Origin of the sequence: Ditibartonella apis (assembly GCF_001952075.1) — a bacterium.
GTDB lineage: Bacteria > Pseudomonadota > Alphaproteobacteria > Rhizobiales > Rhizobiaceae > Bartonella > Bartonella apis.
This window is the reverse complement of sequence record NZ_LXYU01000003.1, coordinates 421,741-441,525: the sequence shown is the minus strand read 5'-3', so window position 1 is coordinate 441,525 and position 19,785 is coordinate 421,741. Positions and strand designations below refer to the sequence as shown.

General features: G+C 45.2%; 14 protein-coding genes. 2 read left to right on the top strand and 12 right to left on the bottom strand.

Annotated elements, in window-relative coordinates:
- Positions 1–2 precede the first annotated feature (2 nt).
- The 9 genes from PEB0122_RS08830 to PEB0122_RS08790 all read right to left on the bottom strand — a co-directional run bounded on the left by PEB0122_RS08830 (position 3) and on the right by PEB0122_RS08790 (position 14,993).
- The gene (locus tag PEB0122_RS08830; RefSeq protein WP_075916782.1) at positions 3–1,799 is read right to left on the bottom strand and encodes a restriction endonuclease subunit S; all 1,797 of its coding nucleotides are present in this window, start codon (positions 1,797–1,799) and stop codon (positions 3–5) included.
- Entirely contained in the window at positions 1,793–4,240 is a 2,448-nt protein-coding gene (locus PEB0122_RS08825) for a type I restriction-modification system subunit M (protein WP_075916780.1), read from the bottom strand. The genes PEB0122_RS08830 and PEB0122_RS08825 overlap by 7 nt, the downstream gene beginning before the upstream one ends.
- A 725-nt stretch (positions 4,241–4,965) precedes the next feature.
- Positions 4,966–5,208, bottom strand: a complete 243-nt coding sequence (locus PEB0122_RS08820; RefSeq protein ID WP_075916778.1) for a PhzF family phenazine biosynthesis protein — start codon at positions 5,206–5,208, stop codon at positions 4,966–4,968.
- 81 nt (positions 5,209–5,289) lie between these two features.
- Positions 5,290–6,636 (bottom strand): MFS transporter, encoded by a 1,347-nt coding sequence (locus PEB0122_RS08815; RefSeq protein ID WP_075916775.1) that lies wholly within the window; start codon positions 6,634–6,636, stop codon positions 5,290–5,292.
- Positions 6,637–6,808: 172 nt separating this feature from the next.
- A complete protein-coding gene (locus PEB0122_RS08810) occupies positions 6,809–8,260 on the bottom strand; it encodes an aldehyde dehydrogenase (protein ID WP_075868633.1) in 1,452 nt (483 codons plus the stop codon).
- A 64-nt stretch (positions 8,261–8,324) separates the two neighbouring features.
- Entirely contained in the window at positions 8,325–9,986 is a 1,662-nt protein-coding gene (mdlC, locus tag PEB0122_RS08805) for a benzoylformate decarboxylase (RefSeq protein WP_198935999.1), read from the bottom strand.
- Between the two features lie 229 nt (positions 9,987–10,215).
- Positions 10,216–11,940, bottom strand: coding sequence for an acyl-CoA dehydrogenase family protein (locus PEB0122_RS08800; protein ID WP_075916773.1), 1,725 nt, complete (start codon positions 11,938–11,940; stop codon positions 10,216–10,218).
- A gap of 1 nt (position 11,941) precedes the next feature.
- Positions 11,942–14,077, bottom strand: coding sequence for an acetate--CoA ligase family protein (locus PEB0122_RS08795; RefSeq protein WP_075916771.1), 2,136 nt, complete (start codon positions 14,075–14,077; stop codon positions 11,942–11,944).
- A 103-nt stretch (positions 14,078–14,180) separates the two neighbouring features.
- Entirely contained in the window at positions 14,181–14,993 is an 813-nt protein-coding gene (locus tag PEB0122_RS08790; RefSeq protein ID WP_075916769.1) for a p-hydroxycinnamoyl CoA hydratase/lyase, read from the bottom strand.
- Positions 14,994–15,098: 105 nt separating this feature from the next.
- Here PEB0122_RS08790 and PEB0122_RS08785 point away from each other — a divergent pair, with 105 nt between their 5' ends.
- Entirely contained in the window at positions 15,099–15,539 is a 441-nt protein-coding gene (locus PEB0122_RS08785; protein WP_075868639.1) for a MarR family winged helix-turn-helix transcriptional regulator, read from the top strand.
- Between the two features lie 575 nt (positions 15,540–16,114).
- Here PEB0122_RS08785 and PEB0122_RS08780 read toward each other — a convergent pair.
- Together PEB0122_RS08780 and PEB0122_RS08775 are read right to left on the bottom strand one after the other, a co-directional pair.
- A complete protein-coding gene (locus tag PEB0122_RS08780) occupies positions 16,115–17,020 on the bottom strand; it encodes a PhzF family phenazine biosynthesis protein (protein WP_075869823.1) in 906 nt (301 codons plus the stop codon).
- A gap of 242 nt (positions 17,021–17,262) precedes the next feature.
- Positions 17,263–17,757, bottom strand: coding sequence for a DUF992 domain-containing protein (locus tag PEB0122_RS08775; RefSeq protein ID WP_075868641.1), 495 nt, complete (start codon positions 17,755–17,757; stop codon positions 17,263–17,265).
- Positions 17,758–17,930: 173 nt separating this feature from the next.
- On the opposite strand from PEB0122_RS08775, the gene PEB0122_RS11975 reads away from it, so the two are divergent.
- On the top strand, positions 17,931–18,272 hold the full coding sequence (locus PEB0122_RS11975) for a BA14K family protein (protein ID WP_075868643.1): 342 nt from the start codon (positions 17,931–17,933) through the stop codon (positions 18,270–18,272).
- A gap of 487 nt (positions 18,273–18,759) precedes the next feature.
- Here the strand turns inward: PEB0122_RS11975 and ilvC are convergent, their stop codons facing one another.
- Positions 18,760–19,779 (bottom strand): ketol-acid reductoisomerase, encoded by a 1,020-nt coding sequence (ilvC, locus tag PEB0122_RS08765; protein ID WP_075868645.1) that lies wholly within the window; start codon positions 19,777–19,779, stop codon positions 18,760–18,762.
- Positions 19,780–19,785 lie beyond the last annotated feature (6 nt).

The window sequence follows — 19,785 nt, the reverse complement described above, 5'->3', positions numbered from 1 at the left end:
CCTTACTGCCCCCCGAAAAACTCCCGGCATTTGTTGATTGCTCTTTGAATATTTAGATCCGAAAAATTTGTTTTATCAAGTTTATCACGCCATTCTTCCGTAGAATGAATAAACTCTTTTATAGTTTGAACAGAAATTGGCTTATGTAATTTGCGGAGATCACAAATAGCCATATCTACCGTTGCAAACAGTTCCAGATCATCCACACCAGTATACTGAAAATTGGAAGTGAGCCAGTCTATACTCGCCTCCTTTCCCCATGACTGAATGTAGCCCAAGGCTTTCCCGATGTTTGCTCCACGGCTGAACAGTGTGCCTTTTCCATTTGTTCGGACTGCAATATAATTGTTTTTTTTGGCTATTGTTTCGCCACCATTGTAACGCACACTATCTGCATACGGGCCGGCTGCTTTTTTATGAAACGCTGAAACATCCGCCTTTTCTTTCCGACGCATGAGATAGAGAAGCTTTTGCACCTTTTTACGTCCCAACGGAAAAGTTTCAGAATGGAACGCATTAACAATTCCGGCAATCATCACAGCATCGTCAAACTGCTGATTGTGCTTTTTAGTAGACGCGGTAGCCGGCTGTTCGTGCTTTGGCTCCGCATCAACAAGACGAATTCTGCCAGTGAGCAGCTCCTGCATCATACCCTGTTTGATTTTCTGATACTCGGAGAGCTTTTTCTCCAACTTTTCGATTTCAATATCCATATCGGAAAGGACTTGGGCAATAGCTCTTTGAGCAGTTACTTGCTCCGGCAGGGTTATTTCGATTTTAAGAAGTTCTGATTTATTTAATTTAGACCTAGTTCCACTTGAAATGTATGCTGTTACATCTTTATTGACTAACGCCTGAAATAGGTAGTCTTGATCAATTCCCACTTTAGCCTTTAGAATATGTGCATGGTTATTAACCCAGCACTTTCCCCTCATCCTATAGGCTATAGGCCTAGTTGCAAACTGGTCAAAGTAACCACCATCCTCCGCAACCAATATGATATCATCATCTATCGTATAGTCATTTACAAACCCCAACACACCATTTGCTCCGCAATAAGGTATATTTCCTTTCATTGCTTGTCGACCAGATTCTTTTACGGGAATGCGGCAGTGATCTAGAATTAAAGCAATTTCTTTTATCTTTTTTGTTTTCAACTCCCCACTAAACCCCGGCAACCGCCTTTTGCCACTGAGCAATTCCTGCATCGCACCCTGTTTGATGGCTTTCTTTTTGGCAATGAGTCTTTGTAGAGAAGCAATTAGGCTATCTGCATCAGAAAGGACTTCGCCAATGGCAGATTGCTCCCGTTGATCTGGATAAACGATTTCAACGGATGAAACTAGATCTTTATTTAGGTTCAAAACGCTGCTTCCAGACGCTTTGTGAATATATTGTGCCATTGTCTGCTCAGAGACAAGATAGTAATATAAAAATTCTGTAGTAAATACGTTGTGGTAATTCTGAATAACGAGCCATCCATCGTGGATGCATCCATCTATTTTTAGAATATAAGGTCGTCCAAAACTCATAGAATTGGAAAGTAAAAAATCTCCCGCTTGCACACGCCTAGATTTGTTCTCTCCCTCAGGAATAATTTTTTCTTTTGTGTGTTCTATGTATTTTGAGTCAATCTTAACATCACCTATTTTTATCCAGTTAATTCCCTGTGGTGAGTTAGTCAAATAATCCTGTATCGGCCTTGGAGAACCGCCTCTTAGGATAAGGGATGCTTGACCAAGAAGTATGCGCTTCCACTCCCCACTAAACCTTAGCAATTGTCTTTCGCCTGTCACCATGCAAATCCCATCCTTTCCAAATGAGATTTGACTTTGGCCTCGTAGACATTCACCTCATCTTCACATTCTTTCAACGTAAACTCATATCGCTCAACCAATTCAGTTACGCGAGAAGAAAGATGATGTGAAACTGCGTTGTGAATAGCGTCAATTCCGGCATAGATGGCGGCAAACCATTTTTCTTCCAACAGAAGATGCTTGATTTCAGCAATGGTTAGCGTGGCGTAGCGCTTTTCAACACGTGTATCCAGGTCAACTTCAGTCTGTCTCAGCGCTTTCTTATAATTCAATTCCACTTTCAATAGCTTGATGTACTTTTGTAATGCCTTGAGTTCATCTTTCGCATCAGAATCTTTTTTGATTTCTTTAATGCGGGCTTCAATAGTGCCTTTTTTCAAGTCATCAAGAGTAGAAAAGAATCCGTCTTCACCACTATATTGTTCCGCCATTTCTTCCATTGCAGCCGTCACGTCTTCCAACTGGGAACGGAGTTTATTAATAGCGCTTACAGTGTCGGGAAAAAAATATTTCGCAACAATATCCTTGGGAATCAAACGGCCTTCAAAGCTCTTTATTTTGCCCCTCTGCTCGCCAACGCTCTCGTCGTGATCTTTCTTCTTTTTTGTGACATATTCATAGGCGATTTCACGACCTGCTTCATAGCCCCCAAAATAGATCGCGTACACATCGTCCTGCATAGTTTCATCCCAATACTCCATGAGCACTTGGTACACATCATACTTATCGAGCAACGGGACATTGGAAAAAGCTTTCAAAAGGCTTTCAGATATTTCCGTGATAACATGATTTGGATGTGTTTCCCCTGAAAGTTCCGACAGAAGCGGTGTGATCGCTTCTTTCCAGGAGGAATATGCAGCATCCACCATGTTGGCATGTTCAATAAATTCCGCTTGTGAGGTGATGGTGGAAACGATTTTTTCTTTATCCACCACCGGACGATAGTAACCCTCGCGCAATGGCTGGAAAAGAATGCCCTTTAAAGAAGGATACACATCCCAATAAGCTTGCATGCCGTTCACATCCGCTGCCGGAATGCCGCCGTTCAGGTGGGCGTTAATGTCTTGCAAATCCTCCGGCTCGCTGTTGTCGATATAACGGGGGATGTTCAGGTTGTAATCGTTCACGTTTTTTATTTCGTCGTTCGGCACGAAGCGGGCGTATTTAGGGTTGGATGTATCGGCATTGATAAAGGTGGTGACGATTTTATGGATATCCTGCTCACGCAAGCGGTTCTTGTTGCCGTCTTTGACAAAGCCCTTACTTGCATCAATCATAAAAAGGCCTTTACGCTGCGCAGCATCTTCTTTGTCAATAATGATAATACAGGCCGGAATACCCGTGCCGAAAAACAAATTTGCCGGCAGCCCGATGATGCCTTTGATAAAACCCTGATCAATAATTTTTTTACGAATGGCCGCTTCCGCATTGCCACGAAACAATACACCATGTGGCAAAATAATCGCCGCTTTGCCGTTGGATTTCAAAGACTTTATCACATGCAGCAACCAGGCAAAATCGCCATTTTTCTCCGGCGGTACTCCAAATTCAGCATCGCTGTATCGTCCATAAATGTCAGGGATGCTGATGCCATCCATCCATGACTTATCGGAAAATGGCGGATTGACCACGATATAATCAAAACGTCTGAGTAAAACCGGATTATTTTCATCAAAAAAAGCAGGGCTGGCAATGGTGCTGCCGCGTCTGATTTCGCCATATCCCTTATTATGCAAAACAAGATTCATACGGGCCAAGCCAGCGGTGGAAGGATCGATTTCCTGCCCATAAATGGTAATTTCTACACGAGCAGAATCGGCTGCACGGATAAGCAGTGAACCCGACCCACATGCCGGATCATATACTGTCATGCTAGGGTCAGTAGCCTTGTCCAGCCCGATCACCTTGGACATGATGCGCGAAACTTCGCCAGGGGTGTAGAATTGCCCCTTACTTTTGCCAGAATCCTGCGCGAATTTCCGCATCAAAAATTCATAGGCGTCACCCAATATATCGTCGCCACCTGCACGGTTCTTCGTAAAGTCCAGTTCGGGCTTCTGAAAAATTTCAACAAGGCCGGACAATTTATCCACTGCCACCTTATCAGTTCCCAATTCTTCACTATTGAAGTCGGCAATATCGATAACGCCTTTCAGGTCATTGACTTCTGCCAATTTGCTGATGACAATGTTGATACCTTCACCTATATTCTTTGCATATTTGAGCTTAACGATGTCATCAAAGCTACCACCTTCCGGTATCTCGATATCCCAGTTGTCGCTGCTCTTGAAACGGTCAGACACATATTTGACGAACAATAGAGTGAGGATATAGTCTTTATACCGTGCGGGCTCCACGCCGCCGCGCAGTTTATCGCAAGCAGCCCATATCTGACTGTAAATTTCGCTTTTTCTTACTGCCATCTTATCAATACAATGTGTTACAAAATTGCCTTTGATTGACCAGTCATCATATCCAATTTTTCAGAGCCTGTTAATTACGGGCGTTTAACTTAATAAAAGCGTCAATACGATTCCGGCTGCCTAAAAAGTGTATAGTTATGGCAATCACTTATGTCCATCGCTTTGTAATATTAGACTAATGAAAAACAATATCAGATTGATCGAAAGAGACACATAAACGAAATATCCCCATATCGGATTTTTCAATTTTGCCCCTTTATTGGATGAAATTGAGACGATGTTTGCAAAATCATTGCCATAATTGAAAAATAAAATCCCACTTCAGTGCTAGCCTTAAGGTTAGGATGTTTTGGGCTCAGAATATGGCTTATCGAATAGCTGCAACATCGATGGTTCCTATGCTGGCCTGATGCATCGTGGCTAAAATGTTTTTAAATGAACAGCAGACGAAGCCGACCGCTCCTTGAAACATCTTCGGTCAATTCACCAACATAATCGCAGATTGCAACTGTATGTACATTAATGTCAGATATGAAAGTTTTTCAATTGCACAACGAGAGTTTTCGACAGATGGCATAGCTTCGGTGAGAGTGGGTTTGGTTTTAAGTCAACCGGAAAAATGTTTTAAAAAACATGTTAGCTACAATCATAAAAGCTGAAAGCAATCTCAGGCAAAAGAAAGTTTTCCCGATTGCTAGGATCACGGCAGGAAAGCCAAAAAATGTTCAAGGGAATATATGACCTTCGGCATATTTGACAGCCTTGCCGCCAATGCGTGCCGAAATCAATTTTCCATTTTCGACATACCATTCGAGACGGATTTTTGACACCCGATTCATCTCCATTCCCTGCTCGAGCCAAATATTTTTCTTTCCGTCCAGAGGATGGTCAAAATGCTGGACGACACCGCAAAATGCAGACGCTGCCGAACCTGTGGCTGCATCTTTAAACCCGTCCGGCCGAAACATACAAACATGGAATGCACTCTGGAACAGCTGTGTTTCCCGACTATTCAAGTAAAATGACGTTGTTTCCCGAAGCCATTTCCATCAGCTTGCCGTTTTTGCCGGCGGAATATGCCGTTGCAACACCAATAAGGCAATTGTAACAATAAACATTGAGAAAGCTAATAAACCGAAATAACCGAGCGAGCCGCTATAGGTGATAATGGGAGCCCCGCCGAAGGCTGCAGCTATTGCACCTACGCGGCCGAACATCAAAGCCCCTGACGTTCCTGTCGCGCGTATTTTTGTTGGATAGATATAGGCACAAAGAGCATACATGGTCGATTGAACCGCATTCACGAAAAATCCGTGCAATCCCAACAGCATAATCAACAATAACAGGTGGCTTGACATATCAAAAAATTCGACTGCCAAAGCGCTTAACGCGCCGCCCGCACTACACAGAATTAACGGGCTATAAGATCCGAATTTGGTAATAAACCAGGAACAAACAAGTGCCCCTATAACTCCGCCGAAATTATAGACTGTCAAGCCCGACCGCGCCACATCCTGCGATATATTAACCGAAGCCAGCATTGTCGGCAACCAGCTGAAAGCAGCATAGACGGATGCCAAACAAAAGAAAAATGCACACCAAAGCGCGGATGTATCGCGTGCCATGTTATTACGAAAAATCGTTCCATAACCGGCTCGTTTTGTGGGCTCCTGTTCACCCGTATCGGTGAACGTCGTATTGTCGTCCACCATCTGCCCCATTTTTTTCAATATGCGCCGCAATTCCGGCCACCTTTCAGGATGTCCGACAAGATATTTGGGCGTTTCGGGAGTAGCAACAATACAAAAAATCATCAGTGCAATCGGCATTGCACCACCGATCAGAAACATCATTCTCCAACCAAAATCCGGCATGATGACTTCGGCAAAAAAACCTGCAACAACACCGCCTAAAGGAACGCAAACAATCGTGGCAGTGACCACCATCGTCCGGTACCGTTGCGGTGTAAATTCGGCTGCAATTGTCGTCGCAATTGGCAGAGCTCCACCGATGCCTATCCCCGCTATGAAACGAAAGATAGCAATTCCGAGAATACTATTTTGCATAGCAACCAGAGATGTAAACAAACCGAATGTCAGCATATAGCCGATAAGTGCACGTTTACGGCCGAAATAGTCGGCAAATATACCCGTTATTGCGCCGACACTAGATCCGAAAACACCGGCAACCACGCTCGGCATGAATTCGTTTTTGGTCAATCCCCACTCACGCATCAAAGCCGGTGCTGCATAACCTATCAACTGGGAATCAAACCCGTCCAGGATGACCGCCAGAGCCGCGAAAAATACGATCAGCCTTTGATATAAGGTAAAAGGCATATGGTCCAATGTTGTACTAATATCCAATGCCGGTTTCGGATTGTTACCTTCTGCCATTTTTTCCCTCCCGAATGATATGTGACGGCAAACCGGATTTTTGTTTTTGTATATTGATCTGCCATCTTCTCCCGTTTTTCTTCTATTCACGCATTCGCGACCGCATAGGCTCCCACAAACCGGTCGCAGCACTCAATGAAATTAGGCACGAAACCGACGTTAACTGCGTAAATCAAAGCGGGTAACGGCGACGTTTTGTCTCCATAGTCAACCAGCGCAAATCGGTAAATTCATGAACCCCGGCTTGTCCGCCAAACCGGCCGAAACCGCTTGCTTTCACGCCGCCAAAAGGTGCCTGCGGTTCGTCATCGACAGTGGCACCATTGATATGGCATATTCCCGAATTGATGCGTTTTGCCAGTCGATAGCCTTTTGCCGTGTCGCGAGTGAAAATTGCTGATGATAGCCCGTATTCGCTGTCATTGGCGAGAGAAACGGCGTGCTCGTCATCTCTTGCTCGGATAATTGCCTTAACCGGTCCGAATGTTTCTTCGTGATAAATATCCATCGAGGGAACCACATCATCCAGCAATGTCGCCGGCATTAACGTTGTTTCCGATTTCCTCCCGCACAACAGTTTGGCACCTTTGGAAAGTGCATCATCAATCAGGCGATTACAATGAACGACTGTCGCCATATCATAAACAGGACCAAGATTGACGTTGTCTTTACGCGGATCGCCAATGGTCAGTTTTTTCACTCTGTCGACCAATTTTCCAAGAAATGCTGTGGCAACACTCTCTACAACTATGATGCGTTCTGTCGACATACAAATTTGTCCGGAATTCATGTATGCACCAAAAACGGTAGCATCGACAGCAGCGTCAATATCGGCATCTTCCAGTATCAGGATCGGGGCTTTTCCACCCAGCTCGAGAACACACGGTTTAAGGCTTCGTGCACAATGGGAAGCGATAATGCGTCCGACTTTTGTAGAACCGGTGAAGTTTACCCTGCGCACATCAGGTGCACAAACGAGCTTTTCTACGAATATCGCCGCTTCATCAGGAGCATTAGTCACATAATTGACGACACCTTTAGCAAAACCCGCTTCGGCAAGACAGTCCACAATCAATGCATGAGTGAGCGGACATGCTTCCGAGCCTTTCAAAATCACACTATTGCCGCAGGCAAGTGGCACGGCGATCGCTCTGGAGCCAAGAATGATCGGAGCATTCCATGGTGCAATGCCAACAACGACGCCAGCCGGCTGACGCACTGCCAAAGAAAGCTGATCGGCTGTATTGGAAGACAGTACCTCTCCCGTTGCGGCTGTAACAATGGACGCCGCTTCCTGAAAAACCGCTGCTCCCAATGCAACGTTAAAACCGGCCCAAACTTCCGATGCTCCGGTTTCTGCTGCCATTGCAGAAATGAAATGATCTTTTTTGGCAAGCATAATTTCGGCAGCGCGTTGTAAAAGTCTTTGCCGTTCCTGCGGTGTTGATTGCGACCAGTCTTCAAATGCTCTCGATGCGGCATCAACCACCTCTACAATGTCCTCTATCTGGGCAGCCGCCGCAACGGATACGACTTCTCCATCAATCGGATTTTTCCGTGTAAAGGTTTTATCACCATTGGCTTTGCGATGTTTTCCATCAATAAAAAGATGAACATTTTCCATGAATAACCGCCTGTTTTTGTTAAGCTTCGTTAAACTTCATATGCGAACCGTTATGATCTATTGTTCATACCGGCTCATTTTTTATATCGGATACGACAACCTCGAATAATGTCGGTGAAGATGAGGCCGTTGCATCTTGCAATTCCCGTTCCAATTCGGCGCAATCGACGATGCGTTTTGCATTGATACCGAAGCCTTTGGCCAATCCTGCAAAGTCAATTCCCGAAAGGGTCGTGCCGACCACTTTTTCGTGTTTCTTAAACCCGAATTCGGGTGCAAATTCTTCCAATGCCGCATAGCTTCCATTCCGCAAGACAATCCATGTAATGGATAATTTCCGAACCGCCGCGGTCCACAAACTCTGAACGGAATAAAGTGCCGAGCCGTCACCGATGATGGCAATGATCTTTTTATCCGGTAATGCCAGAGCTGACCCCACGGCCGCCGGCATCCCGTAACCCAGTCCGCCGCTCTCCATCGTCAAAAATTGTCCCGGCTTTGATATTGGCAAAAATTTCTGTATCAGACTGCGCGCGCTCGGTGCTTCCTCAACAATGAACCAATCCTCGTTTTCCAAACCATGCAATGTCTGGAGCACAAAAGCGGTAGTCAATGTGTTCGACGATAATCGGGGATTGGATGACGATTGGGGCTTTGCCGATAATCCGGTTCGAGGCAACTTTTTTGCCTGTTTTTTTTCTCTTTCAAGCGGTTTTGAAACAGCCAAAAGTTCCTCCAACGCCAAGCGGACATTGCCCACAATGCTTGTCCCTGTCGGCGTCCACGATGCTGTAAAAGGATTGTCGACAATCTGGAAAAGTTCGGATTGTTCTGGAATGAAAGGGCCAAAACCTTCAACATGATAAAGAAAGGCGCTCGCCCCCAATACAATGATAAGATCGTGATGCCCCAATATGTCAACAATTTTTTCACGTCGTGCAGGAAGAAAACCGTTGAACAGATAATGATCTTCGGGAAAGCTGCAGCGGCCGCTCATCGGAGCCACATAAATCTGCGCCTGATAATGTTCCGCCAATTTGACAACCAAATCCGAAGCCCTTGCGCGATCAACGCCACCACCGACGACGAATGCCGGGCATTTGCGTTCTTCGAGTGCGCAAGACAATGCCATAATGGCGTCTGCCGACGGTCTTTGCGAGTAGAACATCCTGTGTTCGGCGAGCGGCTTTGTCTGTCTATCCCAATCGTCAACCGGAACCGATACGAGAACGGGGCCTCGCGGCTCTGTCATAGCGATGTTGAAAGCGCGCTGGATTGCTAAAGGCACATCTTCCGCACGAGCCGGTTCAACCGCCCATTTGACATAGGGTTCAGCCAATTCGGTCGGCCGGATAGAGGCAAGAAAGGGGTCAAACGGTAATATAGAACGGGCTTGTTGCCCGGCAGTAATAATCATCGGCGTCTGGTTTTTATAGGCGGTAAAAATATTTCCCATTGCATTGCCCACACCCGCAGCCGAATGCAGATTAACCAATGACGCTTTGCCCGTAGCTTGCGCAAATCCATCTGCCATTCCCACCACTGTGGCTTCCTGAAGCCCCAGAATATAACGGAAATGATCGGGGAAATTTCTGAACATGGGCAATTCCGTCGAACCGGGATTGCCAAAAATAGTATCAACACCAATGGTCGCGAAAAAGTCGAACACGGCATCTCTGACGGTATAATACTTTTCCCTTCCGGAACTCCGGCATTGCTTTATCACTTTTTCCCTCCCGAATAAAAAGACTCTACCTCATTGAAAACTTGAGTCATTGTTAACTTGGGCCGCTGATAACTTGGAAAATCGCGGCGACGACGTGAGATCACCAAGGCAATAAGTTTTGAGAACGCGCTGCAATGTAACTTGAGTTAAAACGATCGGTATCCATGTTGTTATTGATGTTGATATGCTTGTCTTCATTAAAGGCAGCCGGAATGCCGTATCAGAGCAATCATTGTGCTTCTGTTTGTCCCAATCTTGCTCTTCCCAATAAGGCAAGGTCAGATAAAGCACGGCATTTTATGGCCATTTCATGCAAATAAAATTCGGATTGCGAACGTAACTGTGCCGGTATGTCGCCTGCAGCAATCAGTCTTGCAGCTATCCATCCGAGCGCCGCTCTACCGGTCAGACGGAGGAATGCATCTGCCCCTGCCTCGCCATCTTCATTGTCCAGCAACGACAGTTTTTGCGCCGTAATCTTGAGAAGATCGAGACCGCTTTGATAATTGTTTGCAAGATTTGAAGGCAATGCACCGGTCAACTCATATGCTTTATCGAGAAACACTTTAAGTCCTTTGCCCTGATCGCGGCCTTTGAGACGACGTTTCAACAAATCCAGCGCTTGAATTCCGCTTGTTCCCTCGAAGATTGACAGCACGCGTGAATCCCGCAATGCCTGTTCAACCGGCCATTCACCGGTATATCCGGCACCACCCAGAACCTGTATTGCGGTGCTAGCCACCTGAAAACCGATGTCGGCACCCAAGGTTTTTACGACAGGCAACAAAAATTGAGTAAACAAGTGACTTTGTTCCCGTTGTGCCTCATCTGAGCTCGAAAGGGAAATATCCGTATGATTGGCGATTGAAAAAATCAATCCCCGCATAAGATTGGTGTTTGCTGCCATCTCCATCAGCATACGTTTTACATCTACGTGCTGATAAATCGCGACCGGTGGCTTGTCAGCCGGTCCGCCCTGCTTGCGTTCAAAACTATAATTCAGTGCGGTATCATAAGCTGCCGAGGCTATAGCCGTTCCCATCACGCCCACCGACAAACGCATATTTGCTATCATTACAAACATTTGCGATAGGCCTTGCCCCGTTTTGCCAAGCAATATTGCTTCCGATTTTTCAAAACTGATGACACATGTCGGCGAACCATGGAGCCCCATTTTTTCTTCGACACGTTGAATGGCGACGCCATTTCCAGACGCCTGTCCATCCTGATTCACCTCAAGGCGATTGGGAACCAGAAACAGACTGATACCCGGAACACCTTTTTCATCATAGGAATAGGCAAGGAGGCAATGTCCTATCTTTTCTGCGAGATCGTGGTCACCATAACTGATCCAGCATTTCTCGCCGGTGATACGCCAGCTTCCATTGAGCTGTTTTTCGGCCTTTGTCCGCATGCGCCTTACATCGGAGCCGGCATCCGGTTCCGATATACAAATTGTTGCCCCCCATATGCCGCTAACGAGATTTGGTAGCCAATCTTTTCTGGTCTTTTCATCTCCCCAATGAGAAATGAGTTTTACTGCCGATATTTGGGGAACCGGCAACATACCAAAAGCAGGTGACGACCTGTCGAAAATACCTTGAATAGCTGCCCAAAGTGCTAAAGGAGCCTCTTGCCCTCCATAGAGTTCAGGTTTGCCGAGAAGTGTCCATCCGGCCTCGACAAACTGTTTCCATGCTTCTTTATGGCCATCGACTGTAACAACGCGGCCGTTTACGAGTTTTGCTCCCACAACGTCCATAGTGTGATTTAACGGTGACAAAACACCGTCGGCAAACCGTGCGGCCTCGCTTAAAAGCGTATTTTGCATTGACGCCATTTCGCTAAAATTGGGCGAAAGCTCAAGAACTTTTTGCCAATCATCTGAACAGTGTAAAAGACAATCCAGGAGTTCTGGTTGCAATCTGGGAATGCGAGCACGCTGTGATACCATTTTACATGACCTCACTTATCTCAATCAGAGCATCAAGTGCGATTGCTCCCTGACCTTTGTCGTAAACCACCACGGGGTTCAGATCTATTTCTGTGATTTCCGGTGTGGCACGCATGATTCCAGCCAGCTGTAATATCAGGTTGACAACGCTATCTTTGTCCTTTTCCGGCGAACCGCGAAACCCGTTCAGCAGTTGAATGCATTTCAAGCTATTCAATGCCTCTATAATTTCCTTTCGGCCGACATCCACTGGAATAAGGCAACTGTCGTGATAAAGCTCTGCTGTTACCCCGCCTGCTCCGATAAGAATAACCGGCCCCCATTGCGGATCACGCTTGGCGCCAACAATGAGTTCAATTCCCTTTTCCCCCATTTTTTCAATCAACACACCTTCAATGTTCACATCAGGGCGATGATGGGCAACATTGGCGTACAACTTTTGCCAAGCTTGCCGTAAATCGTCAGCATTATGAATATTGATAACAACACCGCCTGCATCGCTTTTATGCGGAAGAGCTTCCGACTGTGCTTTTATGACAACCGGAAAACCCAATTTTTCGGCAACGACAAGCGCATCTTCCAATGAACTAACCAATGCACCATCCGGAAAGTTTATGCCCACCAACGAGAGATGTTCTTTTGAACGATATTCGGCGATAATCCCTGAGCCCTTTACCCTGTCAAACCGGATCGGTTTTAGCGTTTCATCAGCCACGGACCGTTCAAAGTCGGCGTGATTGGTAACCAATGCCAAAGCCCGAATTGCTCTGTCAGGTGAACTGAAATAGGAAGCGCCATTTTTCCGGAGTGCATGGATAAAATGCTGAGGCACCGGAGCGCCATCATCAAGACCGGCAAAAACGATAGGGCAACGCGGTTTTATGTTTCCAATTGCCGAAATGATTTCCGGATATTTGATTTCACAGGTTTCATGGTCTGTCTGGATGAGCGGTAAAAAAATCGCATTAATATTATCGTCTTTGTTCAATGCCTTAATCACACGCCCATAGATCGCCGGTTCGACCAGACCTTGAGCGGTAAGATCAACCGGATTTGAAAGAGCCACAAAAGAAGGTAAAACCGAACGCAGTTCCGCATGTTGTTTTTCATCAAGCTTCAGGAGCCGTAAACCGACCTCTTTACAAAGATCAAGCGCCAAAGCTTTATATGCCCCCGATTCAGTGACAATAACAGCGCCTCCCTGTTTGAACGTACCATAGCGGCTCAAGAGATCACACACATCGATCAATTCTTCCAGATCATCAACCTGCAATACACCTGCACGCTTGACCATAACTTTCATCAAATCATAATCACCAGCCATTGCACCGGTATGTGTCGCGGCAGATTGCCGTGCTTCCGCACTTTTCCCAGGATGAAGAAGAACGATGGTTTTGCCGGAAGCCTGCATCTGTCGAGCAATGGACAAGAACAATTCAGGCTTGCGAAATTGTTCGACAATCATCGCGACAATGCCGACATCTTCTTCGTTCATAAGCGAATGAAGAAAATCTTCGACTGTATTGACTGCTTCATTTCCTGAAGAAATTGCGTAAGAAAGCGGAATGTCACGTGCCGTCAAAGATACGCTTAAAACTGCCGACATTGCCCCGCTTTGCGAAACAATGGCAACTTTTCTGCCGAACTTCTCTTTCATCAGCGGTGCTTTGATAAAAGTCAGGGGCGAATGATGATCGAAATTGATGATGCCAAGACAGTTTGGCCCATTGACGACCATACTGTTTTCGCGTGCTATCTCGGCGATTTGGCGTTGTTGGGCTAACCCCTCTTCTCCGTCTTCGGCAAACCCTGCCGAAAAGATAACCACGCCTTTGGTTTTCCTTGCTGCCAACGCCTCCATTGTTGAAAGAACCGACTGACGCGGAATAGCTAAAACGGCCGCATCAATAGCTTCTGGCAAATCATTAATGTTGAGATAGCAATGATGCCCATTAATTTCATCATATTTCGGGTTTACCAGATAGATTTCACCCTTGAAATGATGTTTTTTTAAATTTTCCAGCACAGAAAATCCTAGTGCGCCGGTATTAGGCGATGCACCGATGATAACAATGGATTTCGGGTGCAAAAGGCAATCGAGCCTGAAGTGCTCGTTGCGATCATTGATAGCGGCCATTTTCTCCTCCAAATCCCGCTCATTAAGGCTCACCAGCCCTATCGCAATTCAAATGCTGCTTATGAAAGCACATTGCTCTTCCCAACAATATGCTTGTCGAGGTCTATTTATTCCGGTTATATGCACCAAGCCCCGGCTTATAGGTTTTTTCGTCGAGAAACTGCTTCATCCCTTCCTTGCGTCCTTCATTATCGAACGAATTAGCAGCCTCCTGCATATGAACGAGATAGTCTTCAGCCTCGTCATAATCCATATTACCCACACGACGGATTGCATCTTTCGTCGCTTTCAGCGCAGTGGGATTTTTCGCTAAAAGTACTTTGCAAACTTCTTCCACCCGTTCTTTCAATTTGTTTAAAGGAACAGATTCATTGACCAAGCCCCAATCTGCAGCCTTTTTGCCATCAACCAGCTCTCCAGTCATGGCATGATACATAGCATGGCGGAAACTCAGCAATTCGACAGCCACTTTTGTAGCACCACCACCTGGCAAAATACCCCAATTGATCTCCGACAGGCCGAACTTTGCCTCATCTGCCGCAAATGCAAGGTCACAGGCAAAAAGCGGGCCATAACCTCCGCCAAAACACCAGCCATTGACCATTGCGATTGTCGGCTTCTGATACCATCGCAACCTTCTCCACCAACCGTAACTTTCACGTTGTGACTGCCGTATTCCCTTTAATCCCTGCGCTTCTGTATCACGAAAATATTCTTGCAAATCCATGCCCGCTGTCCACGCCGAACCTTCGCCCGTCAGTACCAGAACGCCCACATCCTCGCGAAACTCCAATTCGTCGAGAACACTCATCATTTTGCGGTTCAATGCGGGGCTCATAGCGTTTCGTTTTTCCGGCCTGTCAAAAGATACCCAGGCAATCTTATTGATAACTTCAAATTTAACAATATCTGACATATTGCTTCCTCCTCTTTATATGTATAACCGGTCATTTGACGGGCTATAAATAATTGCTATGATTCATAGCAGTTAAAAAACAAACCGACAAGGAACGAATTCGTGATGAAACAGGAAGACGAAAAACCGGATGAGCTACAAAATCCCATCGGAAGTCTTTTCGGCTACCGGCTCAGGCGCATATCGGCTGACGACATGGCATATCTCGGAAGAAGTTTGACAACCTTGGATATATCCACTGTAGCGGCCTCGGTCTTGATGATGATTCATGCAAATCATGGCGCTACACAATCGGAAGTCGGTCATTGTCTGGGAATAAAGCGCGCAAATATGGCCCCTATTACCACCCATCTTGAAGAAAAGGGCTGGATCAAAAAAACGCCCCTCAATGGACGTTCTTGCGGCTTGGAAGTTACCGATGCAGGAAATTCTCTTTGCACACGCATTTTACTGGAAATGAAGAAAACCGACGCAATGATATTGCGAAATCTGACTGATGAAGAAAAAAGAATTTTCGATCAATTAATCAACAAAATTATTCATTGATAAGCCGGCATTTTTGCCCCTTCTATTCTCTTCCAATGAAGAGAATAGAAATATATTTTCTAGAAAATCGTGTTGATTTTTATCATTATATCAATAATAATATATATTATTTATATTATATTTAATTATCATTAATTTATAATATTATTTTAATATAAAATATTTTTTAATATTGTTCAATAAACGTCAATTTTAAAATATTCATATTCACTCGTACAAACGTATATATTTTCGGTAGTACCAGTACATCTTGATATTTTAATATTTTTCGATAAAACGACTGATATTCCAAATTAAATTTTGGAATTACGTATTTGTTAGCCCGTAATCTAGATGTAAACAACAAACTTAATTTGTATTAGCGGTCATTCAATTTTTTTACAGGTGCTATTCTTTACAAGAAACTCGCATGTTCAACCGATATTGCGCCGAGAGAAAGCTGCATACAGGAATTGTTATACTGCTGGCTAGAGTTGAAACCCCTTCTTGACGGAATACTTTAAACAATTAATCGCTGAAACTGGTGGGCGATAAATTATCGTATCAACGTATCGATCATTGAAACACAAAAATATTCAACAAAAAATACGCCCTTCGGAATATTTGACAGCTGTTCCACCAATGCGTGCAGAAACCAGCTTGCCATTTTCTACATACCATTCGAGACGAAGTTTCGAAGGACGCATCATCTCCATGCCCTGTTCCAACCAGATATTTTTCTTTCCGTCCAGAGGATGGTCAAAATGCTGGACGACACCGCAAAATGCAGACGCTGCCGAACCTGTGGCTGCATCTTCAAACCCGTCCGGCCGAAACATACGAACATGGAATGCACTCTGAAACAGCTGTGTTTCCCGACTATACAAGTAAAATGACGGTGTTTTTACATTCAACTTGTCGAAATTCTCCGCAATATAAACCGGATCAGGCAAAGCACTGGCAATTGTTTTCAAATCACGAACAGGAACAAAGAAAAATGGTACGCCGGCGGTCCATAAAGCTGGCACATGATTTTCAAAACCGATATCCTTGCTTTCAAGTCCGAATGCCGCTGCAAAAATTTCTTTCGGTGTATCAAGCGGAAGTTGTTCAGGCAGTTTCGGAAGATCGAATTCGGCGAAAGCCACCTTTCCGGTCTGGTCTACAACAGCGCGAATAATACCGACTTCCTCTTCCAGAATAATGAGCGAATCATTCCGGCAATCGTTTTTAAGTGCCAGCGACACAGCAGCACCTATTGTCGGATGGCCAGCAAATGCCATTTCTCCGTCCGGTTTAAAAATGCGCAAACGCGCCATATGTTTTTTGTCTTTTGGTGATTTCACAAAAACTGTTTCGGACAAATTGAATTCGCGAGCGATTGCCTGCATCTTCTGGTCTGTCAAACCATTGCAATCATGCACAATTGCCACAGGATTTCCTGAAAGAATCGTGTCACTGAATACGTCGAACACTTCGAAAAAACGACCTTTATGTGCCACAGTGACAAATCCCTCTTTGACTGGCCCCTCTTTGACTGGCCCCTCTTTGACTGGAGACCCGAATAGACGAACCTTCGCTTCATTATGCTTATGATAAAACAGGCAGGACTGTAAAGTTTGAATATGCCCGAAAAGAAAGGATGCAGCCTGGAAGACTGCATCCTTATTAGCGTTAAAATATCTCAAGTCAAAGACAAGCTGAAAAATGCCCCGCATAAAAAGGCGAGCGACTTGTCACCCGATTATTTGTTGTCGGTAGCCAATGTCAATTTGGAGACGCCGATAGCAATGTTGGCACCTTCATGAGCCTCGACACTCACCGGTTGCAAAGAGAATGCTTTATTATCGCCTACAAGGAGATTGGCACCACCACCGACACCGGCTGCAGCGTCCACACCAAGCCCCTCATATTTGCCAACGAGAATTCCGGTTTTATAAGCATTTTTGCTGGCGGCCAAAACCATCCAGGACATTTGCCCCGCACCGGCTTTGCCAATGTCTATTCCAAGCTGTTCAATCTTGCCGACATATTTATCGGTTTGTGCCCCTTTGTCGTTAGGCTGAAAAACGCAGGTCAGCTTTTCGGTGGCTTTAAAAATGTGCCCCTCTGCCCCTTGTCCGGTACAAACGAGCATACCGATGGTGACTTTATCGTCGGCTGATGCGCCATTGACACTCAAAAAAGCGCTTCCTGCAGCAAGACCGGCAATAACAAAATTTCTTAAAAAATGTGACATGACTGTGGTTCCTTCTCTACTAACTCATCCCAATTTGGCGTATATTATTGAAAATACAAGTCGTCGTCTCATAAGTTTTACAAAGTAGAATTGAATTCTTATTACTGTCGAAACGAAACGTGATGGCTTTATCGGCTTTGGCCGAAGTTTTTTGAATTTGAATGAGGAAATCCATGTCTTGCCGGTTAGCAAGTATTTTTATTACAACACTTTTTGTGTCATTCGCCTGCACGGTGAATGGCAATGCGGTTGAACTTAACAGTCCACTGGCACCCATAGCCCGTCCGCAAAATGCACCGCTTCCTCACGCCCATTATGGGGTACCAAAGCCGAACCGCAATTATAAACCGGAACAGACAAATCCCGGTGGCCCGACATATAAATTGGATACCGGTCCGGATATCAACCACCAACAATGGTGTAGCGATCGTTATAGAAGTTATCGTTCGTCTGATGACACTTATATCGACCGTGGTGGTGTGCGTCAGACCTGTAAGTCACCATTTCCGAAATAAATATTGTCGTTATGACTCTATGAGGCGGGGAAATTGCCATGGGCTGCGGTTTGCGGCTTTCTTCCCTATTTGAAATAGAAATTTTCTATTTCAACAAATATCAGACTTTTTATGCCTGATAAATTTTCAAAATATTGAAAATTATTGTTACCTGTTCCTTCATTGAAGCCTGTTCCGAAAGCCAATTGTCTTGTCTAACAAATGATGAAGGTGAAAAAATTCCATCGGCTCAAGCATCAAAGGATGATTTTCGTAAAATACGCGTTAACCGAGAAAAATCTACGTGAATTCTCTCGAACAACCGCTTGATCAAAGAAACCGGTCCTTGTCACTTTCTTAAAGGTTGTTGCGATAACGCCGGAAGGACCAGACGTAATTGCCATAAGCAATTGAACCTGCAAATCGAGTTTTCGCAAAATTTTATAAGAAGAAAGAGCCGGTATAACCGGCTCTTTCGTTAAGATTTTATAAAAACAAACCGCTTTGCTTAGTTGCGTGTTTTATCGACCAATGCATTGGCTTTAATCCACGGCATCATCCCGCGCAATTTTGCACCGATTTGTTCAAGCTGATGGCCGTCATTAATCCGGCGGATAGCTTTGAAGCGAACAGCGCCGGACTTATATTCCTGCATCCAGTTGGAGCAGAAGGTACCGTCCTGAATGTCTTTCAAAACACGCTTCATATTCGCCTTGACTTCATCCGTAATAATGCGCGGACCACTGACATATTCACCCCATTCGGCGGTGTTGGAAATCGAGTAGTTCATGTTGGCGATGCCGCCTTCATAGATAAGATCAACAATGAGCTTCATTTCGTGGCAGCATTCGAAATAGGCCATTTCCGGAGCATAACCGGCTTCAACCAGAGTTTCGAAGCCTGAACGGATAAGATTGACAAGACCACCGCAAAGAACAACTTGCTCGCCGAAGAGATCGGTTTCGGTCTCTTCCTTGAATGTTGTTTCGATAACGCCTGAACGGCCTGCGCCAATTCCACAAGCATAAGAGAGAGCAAGATCATGCGCGTTGCCTGTTGCATCGTGACCAACGGCAATGAGGCAAGGAACGCCACCACCACGTTGGTATTCGCTGCGCACTGTATGACCTGGACCTTTAGGAGCAATCATAATGACATCCACAGTCTTTTTCGGTTCGATCAGACCGAAGTGGATGTTCAGACCATGAGCAAATGCAATTGCCGCGCCATCGCGCAAATTGTTAGCAATCTGTTCTTTAAAAATGTCGGCCTGCAATTCATCAGGGGTAACCATCATAATGAGATCAGCCCATTTTGCAGCTTCGGCAACAGTCACAACCTCGAACCCGTCAGCCTGAGCTTTTTTTGCTGTTGCTGACCCCGGACGAAGAGCTACTTTAATCTCTTTTACACCGGAATCTTTCAGATTCAATGCATGGGCACGGCCTTGAGAACCATAGCCGATAACACCGACTTTTTTGGATTTTATCAAGTTAACATCTGCATCACGATCGTAATAAACACGCATGGAAAA